The sequence below is a fragment of the Corynebacterium sp. SCR221107 genome (assembly GCF_027886475.1).
Lineage (GTDB): Bacteria > Actinomycetota > Actinomycetes > Mycobacteriales > Mycobacteriaceae > Corynebacterium.
In genome coordinates this window covers 1,407,250-1,423,229 of sequence record NZ_CP115670.1, presented here as the reverse complement: position 1 = coordinate 1,423,229, position 15,980 = coordinate 1,407,250, and the positions used below count along the sequence as shown (strand labels likewise).

The 15,980-nt window shown below is 62.3% G+C and carries 15 protein-coding genes; 4 read left to right on the top strand and 11 right to left on the bottom strand.

Annotation, left to right across the window (positions count from 1 at the left end):
- Genes PAB09_RS06285 through PAB09_RS06275 form a run of 3 tightly spaced genes read right to left on the bottom strand, consistent with a single transcriptional unit; the run spans nucleotide 1 to nucleotide 3,296 of the window.
- Nucleotides 1–1,641 (bottom strand): DAK2 domain-containing protein, encoded by a 1,641-nt coding sequence (locus PAB09_RS06285; protein ID WP_271035157.1) that lies wholly within the window; start codon nucleotides 1,639–1,641, stop codon nucleotides 1–3.
- An 11-nt stretch (nucleotides 1,642–1,652) separates the two neighbouring features.
- The gene (locus PAB09_RS06280; protein WP_271035156.1) at nucleotides 1,653–2,330 is read right to left on the bottom strand and encodes a uracil-DNA glycosylase; all 678 of its coding nucleotides are present in this window, start codon (nucleotides 2,328–2,330) and stop codon (nucleotides 1,653–1,655) included.
- Nucleotides 2,331–3,296, bottom strand: a complete 966-nt coding sequence (locus tag PAB09_RS06275) for a thiamine-phosphate kinase (protein WP_271035155.1) — start codon at nucleotides 3,294–3,296, stop codon at nucleotides 2,331–2,333.
- A 126-nt stretch (nucleotides 3,297–3,422) separates the two neighbouring features.
- Here PAB09_RS06275 and PAB09_RS06270 point away from each other — a divergent pair, with 126 nt between their 5' ends.
- Nucleotides 3,423–4,385 (top strand): DUF3515 domain-containing protein, encoded by a 963-nt coding sequence (locus PAB09_RS06270; protein ID WP_271035154.1) that lies wholly within the window; start codon nucleotides 3,423–3,425, stop codon nucleotides 4,383–4,385.
- On the opposite strand, the gene PAB09_RS06265 is transcribed toward PAB09_RS06270, so the two are convergent.
- The 3 genes from PAB09_RS06265 to PAB09_RS06255 form a co-directional block, all read right to left on the bottom strand.
- Complete coding sequence (locus PAB09_RS06265) at nucleotides 4,382–5,416, bottom strand: NAD(P)-binding domain-containing protein (RefSeq protein ID WP_271035153.1); 1,035 nt, start codon at nucleotides 5,414–5,416, stop codon at nucleotides 4,382–4,384. The two genes, PAB09_RS06270 and PAB09_RS06265, sit on opposite strands and share 4 nt — an antisense overlap.
- A 136-nt stretch (nucleotides 5,417–5,552) precedes the next feature.
- On the bottom strand, nucleotides 5,553–6,635 hold the full coding sequence (locus tag PAB09_RS06260) for a D-alanine--D-alanine ligase family protein (RefSeq protein ID WP_271035152.1): 1,083 nt from the start codon (nucleotides 6,633–6,635) through the stop codon (nucleotides 5,553–5,555).
- Between the two features lie 72 nt (nucleotides 6,636–6,707).
- Nucleotides 6,708–7,706 carry an NAD(P)H-dependent glycerol-3-phosphate dehydrogenase gene (locus PAB09_RS06255; RefSeq protein WP_271035151.1) on the bottom strand — a complete coding sequence of 333 codons (999 nt, stop codon included), beginning with the start codon at nucleotides 7,704–7,706 and terminating at the stop codon, nucleotides 6,708–6,710.
- A 236-nt stretch (nucleotides 7,707–7,942) separates the two neighbouring features.
- On the opposite strand from PAB09_RS06255, the gene PAB09_RS06250 reads away from it, so the two are divergent.
- On the top strand, nucleotides 7,943–8,941 hold the full coding sequence (locus PAB09_RS06250) for an NUDIX hydrolase (protein WP_271035150.1): 999 nt from the start codon (nucleotides 7,943–7,945) through the stop codon (nucleotides 8,939–8,941).
- A 3-nt stretch (nucleotides 8,942–8,944) separates the two neighbouring features.
- On the opposite strand, the gene PAB09_RS06245 is transcribed toward PAB09_RS06250, so the two are convergent.
- The 3 genes from PAB09_RS06245 to leuC all read right to left on the bottom strand — a co-directional run bounded on the left by PAB09_RS06245 (nucleotide 8,945) and on the right by leuC (nucleotide 11,911).
- Entirely contained in the window at nucleotides 8,945–9,574 is a 630-nt protein-coding gene (locus PAB09_RS06245) for a hypothetical protein (RefSeq protein WP_271035149.1), read from the bottom strand.
- 246 nt (nucleotides 9,575–9,820) lie between these two features.
- Nucleotides 9,821–10,411, bottom strand: a complete 591-nt coding sequence (leuD, locus tag PAB09_RS06240) for a 3-isopropylmalate dehydratase small subunit (RefSeq protein ID WP_271035148.1) — start codon at nucleotides 10,409–10,411, stop codon at nucleotides 9,821–9,823.
- Between the two features lie 51 nt (nucleotides 10,412–10,462).
- Entirely contained in the window at nucleotides 10,463–11,911 is a 1,449-nt protein-coding gene (gene leuC / locus PAB09_RS06235) for a 3-isopropylmalate dehydratase large subunit (RefSeq protein ID WP_271035147.1), read from the bottom strand.
- 77 nt (nucleotides 11,912–11,988) lie between these two features.
- Here leuC and PAB09_RS06230 point away from each other — a divergent pair, with 77 nt between their 5' ends.
- The gene (locus PAB09_RS06230; protein ID WP_271035146.1) at nucleotides 11,989–12,714 is read left to right on the top strand and encodes an IclR family transcriptional regulator; all 726 of its coding nucleotides are present in this window, start codon (nucleotides 11,989–11,991) and stop codon (nucleotides 12,712–12,714) included.
- Nucleotides 12,715–12,734: 20 nt separating this feature from the next.
- Here PAB09_RS06230 and PAB09_RS06225 read toward each other — a convergent pair whose 3' ends face one another.
- A complete protein-coding gene (locus tag PAB09_RS06225; protein WP_271035293.1) occupies nucleotides 12,735–13,265 on the bottom strand; it encodes an HD domain-containing protein in 531 nt (176 codons plus the stop codon).
- A gap of 147 nt (nucleotides 13,266–13,412) precedes the next feature.
- Between PAB09_RS06225 and PAB09_RS06220 the strand changes: the two genes are divergently transcribed.
- Complete coding sequence (locus PAB09_RS06220; RefSeq protein ID WP_271035145.1) at nucleotides 13,413–14,768, top strand: D-serine ammonia-lyase; 1,356 nt, start codon at nucleotides 13,413–13,415, stop codon at nucleotides 14,766–14,768.
- Here the strand turns inward: PAB09_RS06220 and PAB09_RS06215 are convergent.
- Nucleotides 14,765–15,931 (bottom strand): cysteine desulfurase family protein, encoded by a 1,167-nt coding sequence (locus PAB09_RS06215; RefSeq protein ID WP_271035144.1) that lies wholly within the window; start codon nucleotides 15,929–15,931, stop codon nucleotides 14,765–14,767. The two genes, PAB09_RS06220 and PAB09_RS06215, sit on opposite strands and share 4 nt — an antisense overlap.
- Nucleotides 15,932–15,980 lie beyond the last annotated feature (49 nt).

Genomic DNA, 15,980 nt, shown 5'->3' with positions numbered 1-15,980 from the left:
TTATTCCACTCCGATCTCTACCAGGCTTTCGAGGTTGTCTGCGGGATAGATGGCCACGTCGACCTGGCGGTGGCGGTTGAGTCCGCGCTTGTGCAAGGCGTCTTCCACCGCGTCGTAGGTGATGGAGTCGGCGAGCTCGTCGCGGATGAGCAAGGTGATCTGTTCCCCACCCACATCCAGCATGCGTGTGCAGGCCGCGGCCAGCGCCTCGAGCTCGTTGTCGGCTACGGCGATGATCTCGCCATTCGACTTCGCCAGAATGTCGTTTTTGGCGCAGGCGCCAGCCTGCGTCAGGCGTGCTTTCTCGGCGCGCTGGAGGACGGCGGTCCGCATGTTGGTGGTGGCCTCAACCATCGCCAGGGTGTCCAAGGCGAGCGGTTGCATCGGGTCATGCACGGACAAGGCTGCGAGCCCGCAGACGAGCATGCCTGCGGGGACGATGGTGATGGACTGTTCGAATGCGAGGCTGGACCGTTCGATGGAGGCCAATTCGACGCGATCGACAAGCCCGTTGGGCAAGAGGATCACCTCGCTGGCGCCGCTCGAGCGGGCTTGGGAGACCACCTCGTAGACAATGTCGGTGTCCCGTGCTGGATGCGGGCCACGGGTTACCACGAGCGCGCCGGCCTGCCCGTAGAGCTGGGCGAGCGTGCCCGGCGGGGTGATCGCCACGACAACGCGCTTGGGGTTGAGGACGTCGGCTGCCTTGGCGTCGGGAAGCACCTCGATGCGTAGGCCGGAGACCGCGCCGAGGCGGTAGGCGGTCTCGATGACGGCGCCGGCGTCGTGGCTGTGAATGTGGACGGTGCCCGAGGTGTTATCCATGTGCGCGATGACGAGGCTATCTCCCAGGGGGGCCAGTGCGTCGCGCACGGCATCCAGCGCTACGCCGTCGATGGAAAACATCACCTCGAGGTATCCGCCGTGGCCGTGCCCCGCGCCACCATCGGTCGCTGTGCTTTCCGACGCCTGCCGCACCGGGCGTACCTCGTCTGCCTTTTCGTCTCCGCTGGTCACCTGCCGCAACGCCTCTAGCAAGATCACGAAGCCTTTTCCCCCGGCGTCGACGACCCCCGCCTCGCGGAGGGCGGCAAGCTGGGAGGGCGTGTTGGCCAACGCAGTCTGGGCGGCACTAGCTGCGGCTTCGACCACGGTAGACAGATCCTCAGACTCCGTTTGTGCGGCGGCGATGCTGGCCGCGCGCAACACGGTAATTACCGTGCCCTCGACCGGATCCGTGATTGCGCGGTTGACAAAGCTCAGCGCGAGGGAAAGCGACGTGGTGATGGAGGCCCCGGTGAGGACTCCCCCGTCGGCGGCCTGGGCGATGCCGCGCAGCACTTGGCTGAGCACCACCCCGGAGTTGCCCCGAGCCCCACGCACCGCGCCCGTGGCCAGAGCTGCAGCGATGGCGGCCGCGTCGGTGCGCGCCTCTGGTTTGTCGGTGGCCAGCTCCTGCGCCTTGGCCAGCGCGGATTCCATCGTGTGAGCCATGTTGGAGCCGGTATCGGAGTCCGGAACGGGGAACACGTTGAGCGCGTTGATTTCCGCGCGTCGTGCCACAAGCTCGGCGACGGCGAGCTTGGCCCAGGCAAGCAGGCCGTCACCGTCTAGGACTTCGAGGGTTCCGGTGGCTGGCATGGTCACCAATTCTACAGCCGCCAGTCCACCGGCTGCGCGCCGAGGTCAATCAACAGTTGGTTTGCGCGGCTAAACGGTCGTGAGCCGAAAAAGCCGCGGTGCGCCGACAGCGGCGAGGGGTGCGGGGAGGTAATACACGGGGTCGTGCCCAAGAAGGCGCGGGTTGCTTGGGCGTCTCTTCCCCACAAGATGGCCACCAAGGGCTGATTGCGGCCGGCCAATGCCCGGATCGCGGTTTCGGTCACCTTCTCCCACCCCTTACCGCGGTGGCTGCCCGCCTGGCCGGGGCTGACGCTCAATACCCTGTTGAAGAGGGCGACCCCCTGGCGAGACCAGGCGGTAAGGTCGCCGTCGGTGGGCGCGGGGATGCCGAGGTCGTCGGAAAGCTCGGTAAAGATATTGGCTAGGCTTCGTGGCAGCGGGCGCACGCCAGGCTGGGTGGAAAAACTCAAGCCCATGGCATGACCTGGCGTGGGATAGGGATCCTGGCCGACGATGAGCACTTTGACCTCGTCGAAGGGGTAGGAAAACGCGCGCAGGACATCGCTGCCCGCGGGAAGGTAGCCGCGGCCGGCGGCATTTTCGGCGCGCAGGAAGTCCCCCATCTGGTGGATGGTGTCGGCCACGGGAGCAAGCGGCTGGAGCCAGGAGGGGTGGACGGGAAGTGGTTGGTCGCGGTGCAGATTCATCTAAAAGCTATTCCATCCGGCTGAGTAGTCCGGGGTCTTGTGGTCAACGGTGACCAGTTGGTGGCGGTGTTGTTTATAGATCATGCCGATGCGCCTGAAACCCACCGGCGGGGCGCCGTTGGTGGTGGCCACAAGCGTATGATCCTCGCCGCCGGAAAGGACCCACTCCCAGGGGTCGGCGGCCAGGAGCTCCGCCGCCTTGCGCATCAGCGGGGTGGGGGTGATCGACTCCGAACGCACGTCGATGGTGACCCCGGAGCGGCGCGCCATGGTCTGAAGATCGTGGATGAGGCCATCGGAGTTGTCGGTCATTGCGGTGACCCCGGCGGTGCGCGCAACGAAGCCGCGGCCTGGGGGGATCTTGGTGGCGCAGTGCGACTGCACCAGTGGCATGAATTCCTTGGGCACCCCGTGGCGCCCGAAGCGCTGCAGCAGTGCCAGCCCCGCGGCCGAGGCCCCAATCTCGCCGGAAGCAATCAGAATCTGGCCCGGGCGGGCGGCGTTGAGCGTCAGTGCTGGGATGGAGCCCCCGAGCTGGCCGATGGCGGTCACGGAGATGACGATCGCCTCGCCGTCGGTGATGTCGCCGCCGACGAGCTCTGCCCCATAGTCGCCTACCCGCTGGGCGATGCCGCGGGCGAGGTCGGAGACGAAGCCCAGCCTGGTATAGCTCGGCACGCTCAGGCCAAGCAGGGCCGCCACCGGGCGAGCCCCCATAGCCTCCACATCGGCGAAATTCTGCGTGATCGCCTTGCGCCCGATCTCGGCGGGGGTGGACCAGTCGAGGGAAAAGTGCCGGTTTTCCACCAGCAGGTCTGTGGTCACCACGGTCCTGGAATTGGGGGCGGCATGCCCGAGCACGGCGGCATCGTCGCCGTTGCGGGAGCTGGGGGCATGGGCAATGATGACGTTGATCGCTGCCTGCTCGCCGACCTCTGCAAGCGTGGGGTTTTTTGGAGCCTTCATACTACCCACCGACACTAGCGCCACCAAAAAAGTTTGAACAATTATGAGGTCGGCCGGGTGGGCGTCGGCAAGCAAAAAATAGCCGAATGCGTGCGGCCGCACGGGATGCTTGTAGGCTTGACCACTATGGATGCAAAAACGGCTGGCACAACCGAAGGTTCATTCCTTAAGGCCCCGATCGTGATCGCGCTCGTGTTATCGCTGCTACTCGTCGTCGGCGTGCTCATCGGCGCGAAGATGGTCTACAACAGCGCTGCCACTCAGCCGGTGAGCATGTCGGTGCTCAACTCCCCGTATGCCGACTCCGCCGAGTGCGCCGATCTCATTGACTCACTGCCGGAGGAATTCCTTGGCCACCAGCGAGCGGAATTGGTAGAACCCAAGCCGTCGGGCGCTGCGGCTTGGCAATCCAACAGCCAGGAGCGGATCACGTTGCGCTGCGGGGTGGATCTGCCTTTGCAGTACACTGCCTTGTCTCCTACCACCCACGTCGATGGGGTTGAGTGGCTGCGGGTTGTCGACACCACCCCACAGTCGACGATGCAGTCGTGGTACACGGTCAACCGTTTCCCCGTTGTCGCCATTTCCACCGATGCGCTAGGGTTGGGCGATCAAGAGTTCAGCAGCGCTGCGCTTTCCGGGGCGTTGAGCGCGCTCAAGGAACAGGAAGCCACCCCGTATCCGTTGCCCCTGGAACAGGTGGCAGCGACCCAACCGGCCCCAGATAGTTGCCAGGCGCTTGCCGACGCCCTGCCCGCCACCATCGGCGAGAACCCAGCCTATGCCCGTTACGAGGGCGATGCGGCAGGCGATCTCACCGCCGTGTGGACTGCGGATGGCTACGAATCCATCGAGATCCGCTGCGGAGTGGACTTCCCCGCAAGCTACGCCGCTGGCGCACAGCTGCAGCAAATCAACGACGTGACCTGGTTTGAAGACACCACCGTGGGCAACGGCACTACCGCCTCCACGTGGTTTGCCCTCGGACGCGAGACCGTGGTGGCGGTCTCCGTGCCTCAGGCCAGCGGCAACGCCGCCCTGGTGGAGTTTTCGAAGGCCATCGAGGAGACTCTGGCTGCCACCGATTAGGACAGGCCGAGGAGGGTCGCGACAGCGGTGGCGGCCCTTTTTGCATACGGCCCAACCCCGGTGATCGTGGCCGCCCCGGGACCCACCCAGTCGCCGTATCCGACGAAATACAGTCCCTCGCAGGTTGCCTCGCGGTGGCGAATCAACCTGCGAAACGGCCCCAGCGCGGGGCGAAAACCGGTGCACCAGATGAGGTGCTCGGCCGTGACCTGGCCCACGTCACTAAACATCGGCGTTGGCACGAGCCTGCCTGCATCGCGGGCAGCCTTGACCCCTGGCAGGACGACGATATCGCCGAGGTTGGAGTCTGCGCCTGGGTCGGGCTCACCGCGCGCGATGGCAAGGGCGCGGACCCGATTGCGGTGGAAGAGGGCACGGCCATCGATCTCGTCGGGCATGTAGCGCGGCGCGTGTCGCGTGTACCAGGTCACCTCCCCCACCCGCGGGTCGTTGAGCAGCTCCGCTGCGATCTGCGCTCCGGAATTAGCCGCGCCCACCACGGCCACGGTGGCGCCGACGAATGGCTCGACCCCGGGGTAGTGTGCCGAATGCCACTGCCTCCCGTGGTAGGTACCCCTGATCCGCGGGACGAAGGGGGCCGACCATGTGCCGGTGGCAGCTATGACGCTGCGGGCATAGAACACCTCGCCAGGCCCGAAGGTTTCGGGGGCAAAGGCAGTCACCGTGAAAAGCTCGCCTGCGCGGTCGACGGCCTCGACTGTGAGCGGGCGCCGGATCGGCAGCCCGTAGCGTCGCTCGTATGCGTTGAGGTAGTCGATCACATGCCCGGGCCCGGGAAAACCGTCGTAGGCGGGCATGGGAAAACCGGGCAGGTTGGAGAAGGCGGCGGTCGAAAAAAGCGTCATTGACGGCCACACGTGCCGCCAGGCCCCACCGGGGGCGGTTTGGTCATCGAGGATGAGGTAGTTGTCGGTGTGTTTACGCAGGTAATAGGCGGTGGCGAGGCCGGCTTGCCCGCCGCCTACGATGATTGTGTCGTACACGTGCCCGTGCTCCGCTATTGCGCTCATCGCCTGCACCTTCTTTGCCTTGGGGACCGATCTGGCCTTCCCCACCCAGCCTAGTCCTCAGTCTGGTACGAAAACAGGCAATGAGCTGGCCGCGGCCTGGGACGTCGGGAAGCCCTACCGAAGTGAGGCCGATTCCTTATTGACGCTGGAGCGCGTTGGTGACAAGGGCGTCGAGCAGCTGCTCATAGGCGATGCCGGTTGCGGCAAAAACCTGGGGATACATCGAGATAGGCGTAAAGCCCGGCATCGTGTTGATCTCGTTGATGACGGGGCCGTCCGCGGTGACGAAGAAGTCCACGCGGGCTAGTCCCTCGCAGTTGAGCGCATGGAAGGCCTCCAGCGACAGCGAACGGATGAGCTTGATGGTCTCGTCCGATTGGGGGGCCGGGATGGCGGCGGTGACCACGTTGTCGAGGTACTTGGTGTCGAAACCGTAGAAGCCCTCGTCGCCGTGGTCGGTGTCCACAAGCTGTGCAGGCAGGGAGGCTACCAACCCCACGCCTGGCTGGTCGAGCACACCGCACTCGACCTCAGCGCCAACGATCTCCGCTTCCACGATGACCTTGGTGTCATGCTCACGCGCAAGCGCGATGGCGGCATCGAGATCATCCCAACTGCTCACGCGGGAAATGCCGATCGAGGAACCGCCGCGGGCTGGCTTGACGAATACGGGCAATCCCAGCAGCTTCTTGTCCGCATCACTTAAGGACTCTCTGCCGCGCAGGATCACTTCCCGGCCCACCGGAAGGCCTTCGGCCGCCAGCAGCTTCTTGGTGTATTCCTTATCCATGCCACACGCGGAGCTCAGCACGCCGGTTCCGACATAGGGCACGCCGGAGAGCTCGAACATGCCCTGGATGGTGCCGTCCTCGCCGAAGCGCCCGTGCAGCACGGGGAAAATGACATCGACCTTGGCATACAAAGTGCCGTCGGTGAAACTGAATTCACCCTTGGACCCGGGGTTGACCGACAGCGCGACCTCGCGCACCATGGCCACCTCCGGCATCGTGCGGTCAACGAACTTGAGTTTGGTGGGATCCGACTCGCCCACCGTCCAGCAGCCGTCCTTGGTAATACCCACGGGGTAGACCTCATAACGATCCGGGTCGAGGTGGGCCATGATGGCACCTGCGGATACGCACGACACATTGTGTTCGGAGCTGCGGCCGCCGTAGACTACGGCGACCTTGATCTTGTTGGCGTTCGGTGTAGCAGTCACGGTTGCCTACTTTACCCAATCAGCGTGGAAGTTTTGCTTTCCGACGCCTACAGGCGGCACGTGCCCGCGCGGCTATTCGGCCTTCTTCGACCTACCCATAAGCGCCGACACCATCGCGCCGACATCGGCGCCCTGGTGGCAGACCCCGTAGACAGCCTGGGTAATAGGCATGTCAACGCCGAGCTTGTTGGCGAGTTGGAAGATGGACTGCGAGCTCATTACCCCTTCGGCAACCTGACCGTTGGTGGCAGCCTTGGCCTCGTCAAGGGTGCCACCTTGGCCAAGTCGCGCGCCGAAGGAGCGGTTGCGCGATAGTGGCGAAGAACACGTGGCCACGAGGTCGCCGAGGCCGGCCAGGCCTGCGAAGGTACGCTGGTCCGCACCCATAGCCACGCCGAGCCTGGTGATCTCCGCGAGGCCGCGGGTGATGACAGTGGCCAGGGTGTTTTCACCAAGCCCGCGCCCGGCGGCCATGCCGCAGGCAAGCGCGATGACGTTCTTGCAGGCGCCACCGATCTCGCAGCCTGCGACGTCTGTGTTGGTGTATGGACGGAAGTAAGAGGAGGCCAGGGCGGCTTGGACCAGCTTGGCGCGGTTTTCGTCCTCGCAGGCGATCACGGTGGCCGCGGGTTGCTCCTTCGCGATCTCGCGGGCAAGGTTGGGGCCCGAAAGCACGGCGACCCGGTCGGAATCGACTCCGGTGACGTCAGTGATGACCTGGCTCATGCGCAGGAAGGAGCCCTTCTCGATACCCTTGGCGAGGCTGACCAAGGTGGCATTCTGCGGGAGCAGATCGGTCCACTGAGCAAGGTTGCCGCGCAGGGTCTGCGAAGGTACGGCCAAGACCACGATGTCGGCGTCGGAAAGCGCAAAGGCCGGATCATGGGTCGCCTCCAGCTGCTCAGGAAGCACGATGTCCGGCAGATATTCGGGATTATGGTGTTCGTCGTTGATTGCATCGGCGACCTGCTGCCGGCGCGCCCAGAGGCGGACCCGGCATCCGGCGTCAGCGAAAACCTTGGCCAAGGTGGTACCCCACGAACCTGCACCCATCACAGCAACCTTCACCACGCACTCCTTATTTATTGAATCCCCATCTATTAGCGCGTGCGCCACACGCAATAGGTATCCATCATAGTGACCACAGCCCAGAATTGTTGCCCAACGCGTTTTCGGCGAATGCGAAGCAGTGTTGGGTTCGCCGAAACCCCGCCTAGGTCGTAGCATGAAAAAAGCTCCCCGCGAGTCCGATGCGCTCGCGAAATTTGCTTCCAGGCCGACATGTTTGAAAAGAAAGGGCGTCAACCATGGCCAAAAAGCCTCACGAGAACAACAAAGATCAAGGTTCTGAACTTGAATTAGTCGGCCGTCACCAAGTTATCGTCGCCGAGCCGGCCAAGGAATACAAGCGCTGCACGCTTGCTGCCGGTGCGGTGTTATGGCGTGGAGATCTCTCCGACTTCGATTCCATTGAGGTCGCCATTATTCATCGTCCCCACTACGACGACTGGTCTTTGGCCAAGGGCAAGGTGGATCCAGGCGAATCTCTGCCCACCACCGCCGCCCGCGAGATCTTCGAGGAAACCGGCTATGAGGTTCGTCTGGGCAAGTTACTAGGAAAAGTGTCCTACCCGGTGCTCGACCGAATGAAGGTGGTCTACTACTGGACCGGAGAGGTCCTAGGTGGGCAGTTTGTCCCCAATGATGAGGTCGATGAGATCCGCTGGCTGCCAATCGCGAAGGCCCGCCCGCTGCTGTCCTATGAGGTGGATCGCAACGTGCTGGACAAGGCCGAAAAACGCTTCCGGCTTCCTGCCACCTCCCGGGTTCTTTATGTGCGTCATGCTCACGCGCACAAGCGCGCCACGTGGGCCGGCGATGACAACCTGCGTCCGCTCGACCGCAAGGGGCGCCGCCAGGCTGAGATGCTGGTACCCATGTTGGCACCGTTTAGGCCCACCGCCATTTACTCGGCTTTCCCCGACCGCTGCCAAACAACGGTGGCTCCCCTCGCGCAGACGCTGGGAATCGACGTGGTTGTAGACAAGCTTTACGGCGACGAGGGGTGGACGAACAACATGGCAAAGGCACAGCTCGCCTTTGAAGACATCATCGCCCAGGGTGGAACCTCGGTGGTGTGCGGCCAAGGCCTGATCATCCCCGACATGATCGCAGCGCTGTCGGCGAAGGGACGCCTCCCACTTGCCGACACCAGCGCAAAAAAGTCCAGCGTGTGGGTCTTGTCCTTCCACGAAGGCGAGCTCACCGGCGCCGACTACCTCGAGTCTCCGCTGCCGGTGAAGTAAGCGCTAGGCGCTCACCAGCACAACCACGGCCACGACAATGGGCACAGCGAGTCCGACAAGGATGCCCCACCCTCCCGGCCGTGCGAGATTGACGGCGGTAGTATCGTCGCCCAGTGCAGCGAGTGCCCGGGGGTCGGCGCGATTGTAATAGAGCATTCCCGCCACTACCCGCTGGGCCTTTTCACCAGGCCGCGGCCGGATCCGCCGGGCGTTCCACTTAATGAGGCAAAACACGAGCCAGGTGGTGGGCACCGCAATCGCCGCCACAAGAATGATGCCCAGCGGACCGGGATGCCACCCGTCGAACATGCGCAACATGAGCACGCTACTAACCCCGGCGCTGAGGCTTGCAAAATAGCTGCCGTAGAGCCCTTGCCGGCGATTAGCCCGAGCAACCCGCAGGTTGAATTTCAACGCATCGCCGTGATCAGGTTCGCCGCCAGGCTGGTGAACTGAATATCTGGCCTGGCCCACAACCACCGTTGATGCAATCGCCAGGAGCAAGGGAACGAGGCACCCCATGGTAAACACCGCACCCGGGCTCTTCACGGAAAAACGATCCGGCCCTTCCAGCAGCGTCCAGTGCATGGGAAATCGCTGCGGCAGGACATCGTAGCCGCGCCAGCTAACCACAACTGAGATACCAAATACCACCCATACAAAAATAAGGCGGCCCCACGGCAACGGTTCGAGCACGCGCATTCCGGTGCGTTCGAGCGCGCTCGCCCTCCTCGGCCTTTCACCCATGCAAGAAGTCTAAATGACGATCAATACCGCTGCGGGATGAAACGCGCGTGGATGCTGGAGCAGGACAACGTCGGAAAGCGCAAACGCCCGCCCCACAGCAGGTGACAGGGGACGGGCGCGAAAGCGGGTCAGTTATTGAACTCGTGGCTTGAAAGCGGGGCGCTTGGCCTCGAAGGAGGCGATCTCTTCCTCCTTGCGCAGGGTCAGCCCGATATCGTCGAGACCTTCCATGAGGCGCCAGCGGGTGTAGTCATCGACGTCGAAGGGGTAAACGTTTTCACCGCAGGTCACGGTGCGCGCCTCCAGGTTGACGGTGACCTCCTTGCCCGGTTCCTCGATGAGCTGCTTTTGCAAAAGCTCGATGTCGGACTGTTCCATCAGGCCGGTCAGCAGGCCGGCCTTGCCGGAGTTGCCGCGGAAGATGTCAGCGAAACGGGAGGAGAACACGGCCTTGAAGCCGTAATCCATCAATGCCCACACGGCGTGCTCGCGGGATGAGCCGGTGCCGAAATCGGGGCCAGCGACAAGCACGGAACCGTTTTTGTATGCGTCCTGATTGAGAACGAAGTCGGGCTCGTTGGTGCGCCAGTTATTAAACAGGCCGTCCTCGAAGCCGGTGCGGGTCACGCGCTTGAGAAACACTGCCGGGATAATCTGGTCTGTGTCGACGTTAGACCGGGTCAAAGGCACGCCAACACCGGTGTGGGTTTCAAACTTTTCCATGAGTTTCTTCCTTGTTTTAACGCAGGATGGTGCAATGGTGATGGTGACGGTCTAGACGGCCTGCAGGTCTGCCGGGGAGGCCAAGGTTCCCACCACGGCGGTGGCTGCGGCAACCTCCGGGGAGACCAGGTGGGTGCGGCCGCCCGGCCCTTGACGGCCTTCAAAGTTACGATTGGAGGTCGATGCGGAGCGCTCGCCGGGGGCAAGCTGATCCGGGTTCATGCCCAGGCACATGGAGCAGCCTGCGGTGCGCCACTCGGCACCCGCCTCTATGAACACCTTGTCCAGGCCTTCCTCCTCCGCCATCTGCTTGACCAGCGCAGTGGAAGGCACCACCATCATGCGCACCGAGTCGGCAACCTTGCGTCCCTTGATAACCTCGGCGGCGCGGCGCAGGTCTTCGATGCGGGCATTCGTGCACGAACCCAGGAAGACTGTGTCGATCTTGACCTCACGCAACGGGGTGCCTGGGGTCAGATCCATGTACTTTAAGGCCTTCTCGCAGGCGGCCTTGTCGTTGTCATTGGTGAAGTCCTCCGGCGAAGGAACGTTCGCGGACAGCGGCAGACCCTGGCCGGGGTTGGTGCCCCAGGTGACAAACGGGGTCAACGCGGAGCCGTCGATCTCCACAACGGTGTCAAATTCGGCACCCTCGTCAGTGGGCAGTGTCTTCCAGTAGGCCACGGCATCGTCCCAGTCCTGGCCCTTCGGTGCGAGCTCGCGTCCCTTGATGTATTCAAAGGTGGTCTCGTCGGGCGCGATCATGCCGGCGCGGGCGCCTGCCTCGATGGACATGTTGCAGATGGTCATGCGGGCTTCCATTGACAGCTTCTCGATGGCCTCGCCGCGATATTCGATAACATGTCCCTGGCCGCCGCCGGTGCCGATCTTGGCAATGATGGCGAGAATAAGATCCTTGGCGGACACACCCGGCTGCAGTTCGCCGGTGACGTTGATGGCCATCGTCTTAAATGGCTTCAGGGACAGGGTCTGAGTGGCCATGACGTGCTCGACCTCGGAGGTGCCGATACCAAAGGCCATCGCGCCGAAGGCGCCGTGGGTGGAGGTGTGGGAATCGCCGCAGACGATGGTCATGCCCGGCTGGGTTGCACCCAGCTGCGGGCCGACCTGGTGAACGATGCCCTGATTGATGTCACCCATCGGGTGCAGGCGCACGCCGAACTCCTCGCAGTTCTTGCGCAGGGTTTCCACCTGCGTACGGGAGGTCTGGTCCTTGATTTCCAGGAGGCTACCCTTGACAATGCCCTCGGTGGGCACGTTGTGGTCCTCGGTGGCCAGGTGCAGCTCGGGGTGGCGGAGCTTGCGGCCTGCCATGCGCAGGCCGTCGAAGGCCTGAGGGCTGGTGACCTCGTGCAGCAGCTGGAGGTCAATGAAGATGAGGTCGGGTTCGCCGTTTTCACCTTTGGACACGACGTGGTCGCGCCATACCTTCTCGGCGAGGGTCAGCTTTTGCTTTGCCGAATCCACGGGGCTGGTCATGGATCAATTCACCTCTGTCTTCTGTGTGCTTCCCCAATCGGGGTGTATCTCACACTTTGGAATGTTAATATCGTCTCATGGGACAGATTAACACAGATTCCGCAACAACAAGTGGAATTAAGGTTCTCGACCGCGCAGTGCTCATCATGCTGACCGTGGCCGAGCACCCGCGCTCACTATCCGAACTTTCTGAGGCCACCGGCCTGCCCCGCGCCACCGCGCACCGGCTGGCCACCGCCCTCGAGGTGCACCATATCTTGACACGCACGTCCGACGGCCGCTGGACCATCGGCGCCGTGCTGACATCGCTGGGGGCAAGCTCGTCTACCAAGCTTATCGACGTCGCAGGTCCCATCATGACAGCGCTGATGGACGAGTCCCACGAATCTGTTCAGCTATACCAGCTTGCCGGAAACACCCGCGTGTGCATCGCCGCGCGCGAACCGGGTCATGGCCTCCACAACACTGTCCCAGTAGGCACCCGCCTACCCCTGACCGCAGGCTCCGCGGCCAAGGTTTTTCTAGCCTACGCCTCCCCCGCTCTTCGCGAATCGATTCTCGCCCAGACAGAAAAGATCAATGCAGAGGATCTGGAGGCAACCCGGCGCCGCGGCTGGGCCGAGTCCGTTTCCGAACGCGAGGTAGGTCTTGCCTCCATTTCTGCCCCCGTATTCGACGCCGACGGACTGTTTACGGCCGTCATTTCCATCTCAGGCCCCACCGAGAGACTCAAGCCCAGCCCAGGGCAGCTGTGGGCAGACACGCTATGCGCCGCTGCCGCCGAATTGAGCCAAGCGCTCTAGCTTTCGTCATTTTCCTGCTCTTACAAAGAGTCGAACACAGTCACGTGACGGCGCAGTTCGACGAGCAAGACATTAGGCTCAAGGCGCGCCTCGGCCACCTCTAACACGCTGCGATACCACCACTGCTGCTTCTGCTTTCCGGCGTTAAACCGATCCCACAATTTCTCGCCTTCCACCTCGTAGTCTGCGAGAATGCTCATGAGATTGTGAAGCTTGTCGGCAACGCTGACCAACACGGACTCCTTCGACGCAGCCTGGGCCAGATGAGCCAAGTAGGCATCGCTGCGCGCCTGCCATTCCGAAAGCGTGTCATCCTTGGTCACACCTTGCACGATTGCCAACACCCGGCTACCGAAAGTTTCCAGCAACAAGTCGGGCGTGACTTTTTCCGGGACGTCCTCAAGCACATCGTGGCACAGCCCCGCGATCAGGATGTCCTCATCGTCGGTGACCATGGATAGCAGATACATCACCGCATATAGGTGACTGATGTAGGGAATATTGGTCTTCTTGCGATAATGACCATCGTGAGCCACGGCCACAAAATTCATCGCCTGCAGCAGGCGCGGGGATGCAACTGTGCGATGAGATGCGAAAACAGACGCTGACAAGCAAGCCTCCTTGTTAAAAGGTCAATAGAGATTTACCTTTAAGCATGCCAAGCGCTTAGTCGTCTGCGCTACCCTAAAGTGCAACCAATGTCGACGCAGACTAAGGTGCACGGCCTGCCGCTTTATCACGCGCCCGCCTACACCGAGGAGGTTTCCCATATGTCGCTTGCCCGATTGCTCGACACGGTCTCGTCTAGCGTTCCGGTGGATTGGCTGCGCGGAACCCGCCCGAATGCCATCGACTTGAGCTTCGACCTAGTGGATGAGGCGGCCTCCAGACTAGATCGGTGTGCCCCGTGGCTGGCCAAACACTTCCCCGACACCGCCGCGACACACGGCATTATCGAATCCCCCATCCAAAGGGCACCGAAGCTTCGCGAGCATGTCGACTCCATCGTGGGTCATCGCCTCAAGGGCGACCTGTGGCTCAAGCGCGATGACGCCCTTCCCATATCCGGGTCCATCAAGGCTCGCGGCGGTATCCACGAAGTATTGCAGCTCGCGATGTCCATCGCCGATGAGATCGCACCCGGCGCGAAGGACCTGACCTCCGTCTTTGACGATGCAGCGTTTCGGTCGCGCGCAGCTCGCACGATGATTGCGGTTGGTTCTACAGGGAATTTGGGGCTGTCCATCGGGACGGTTGGGCCTGAGTTGGGTTTTCCTACCCGGGTGCATATGTCGGTGGATGCGAAGGCATGGAAAAAGCAGTTATTGCGGGACAAGGGCGCTTGTGTGATTGAGCACGAGGGGCTGTTTAGTGAGGCCATCGCCGCGGCGCGGGAGGAAACCGCAAGTGATGCCCACGCCTATTTCGTCGATGATGAGTATTCTTTGGGTTTGCTTGCGGGCTACGCCGTGGCCGCGCTTCGGTTGCGGGGGCAGCTTGCCGCAGCCTCCGTTGTTGTCGATGAGTACCACCCCTTGCATGTGTATCTACCGTGTGGGGTCGGCGGTGGGCCGGGTGGGGTGAGCTTTGGCTTAAGGTATGTGTTCGGTGAGCACGTGCACTGTCATTTTGTGGAGCCGGTCGCAAGCCCGTGCATGTTGATCGGGGTGGCCACGGGCAAGGGTCATGGGGCTTCGTGTTATGACTATGGGTTGTCGGGGCGTACGCTTGCCGACGGCTTGGCGGTGCAGCGTCCTTCCCAGCTTGTCGTTGATGCCGTATCTGGGATGGTTGATTCTTTTCATACCGTTGATGACCAGACCTTGCTGGCTGCGGTGGATTGGTTCTGGGAGTCCGAGGGTGTCTTTGTTGAGCCTTCGGCTACGGCGGGATTAACGGCGGCTTGGCAGGTTGATTCGGTTAGGCAGGCAACGCATCTGGTGTGGCTGACGGGTGGGAGTTTGGTACCGAAAGCACAGCGGGAAGCGTTGTTGAGCAGTGCACGGAATGCGGCGAAATCCTATGTTGTGCCCATACGATGCCGTTTTGACTAGCCTTTCGTTCTTCTTTCGGTTTCCTCCTTGAGGATGTCGACGATGCGTTTTTGCGTGCGCTCGCCCAGTGGTGCGGGCAGGCTGAATCTCAGGCCGGATTTGGCTTGGTCGTTTGTGTATCCCATGGCGATGAGCACTGGGGATGCTTCAGCACTTCCGGCCTTGCAGGCCGATCCGGTGGAGACGGCAAATCCTGCGGTGTCGAGCGCAACGAGCAGGGATTCGCCGCTGAGTCCGTTGAAGATGAAGCTTGCGTGACCGGGGAGGCGTTCGCTGGGATGCCCTGTGAGCTCTGCGGATGGGATGGCGGCCAAAATAGCGTTGATGAGGCTGTCGCGGCTGCGGATGAGGCTTAACGCATTGCTTCCGATGGACTCGGTTGCTGTGTGAACTGCTGCTGCAAACCCTGCCGCTCCGGCGACGTTTTCTGTCCCCGCGCGTCGGCCGCCTTCGTGGTTTCCGCCATGAATGATCGGCTCAAGTGGCAGGTCTTGTGGCAGCAACAGTGCGCCCATTCCTTGGGGTCCGCCAAATTTGTGGGAGGCGATGGCCATTGAGGAAACCGCCGATCCTGGCCATCCGCCTTCTGTGAGGTTTATGGGCAAAGCTGGTGCTGCTTGGACGGCGTCGATGTGCAGCGGTAGGTGTTGGGCGCTGGCGACGTCGGCAAGCATGCTGCAATCTTGCACGGTGCCAACCTCGCTGTTTGCCAGACCGACTGCTATGAGGGTGGTGTCGGGCCGGATGACCTTTTCGAGGGATGCTTCGATGAGGCGCCCATGGTGGTCAACGTCAATATAGGAGATGTCAAAGCCGTGTACTCGGTGAAGGAAGCGGCAGGATTCCAGCACCGAGGAATGCTCGATCCTGGTGGTCACAAGGTGTTTGCCGCGCGGTGTTGCTAATGCTTGTCCGATAATACCGAGGTTGTTGGCTTCTGTTCCTCCGGAGGTAAAGACCACGGCGTCTTCGTGGATTCCAAAGGCGTGGGCGACGATGGAGCGCGCACGGTCGAGTTCAGATTTGGCCAGATGCCCGGCGGAGTGAACGCTGGATGCGTTTGCTTGCCCGTGTGCCCATACTCGGTTCACCGCTGCGAGTGCTTCGCGACGAAGCGGCGCGGTTGCCGAGGCATCGAGGTACCCCCCGGTTATGTCGACCATTATTTTCCTTGCCTGCGGTGATGTGTTGGCGAATTTCTGCTGTCGCTTG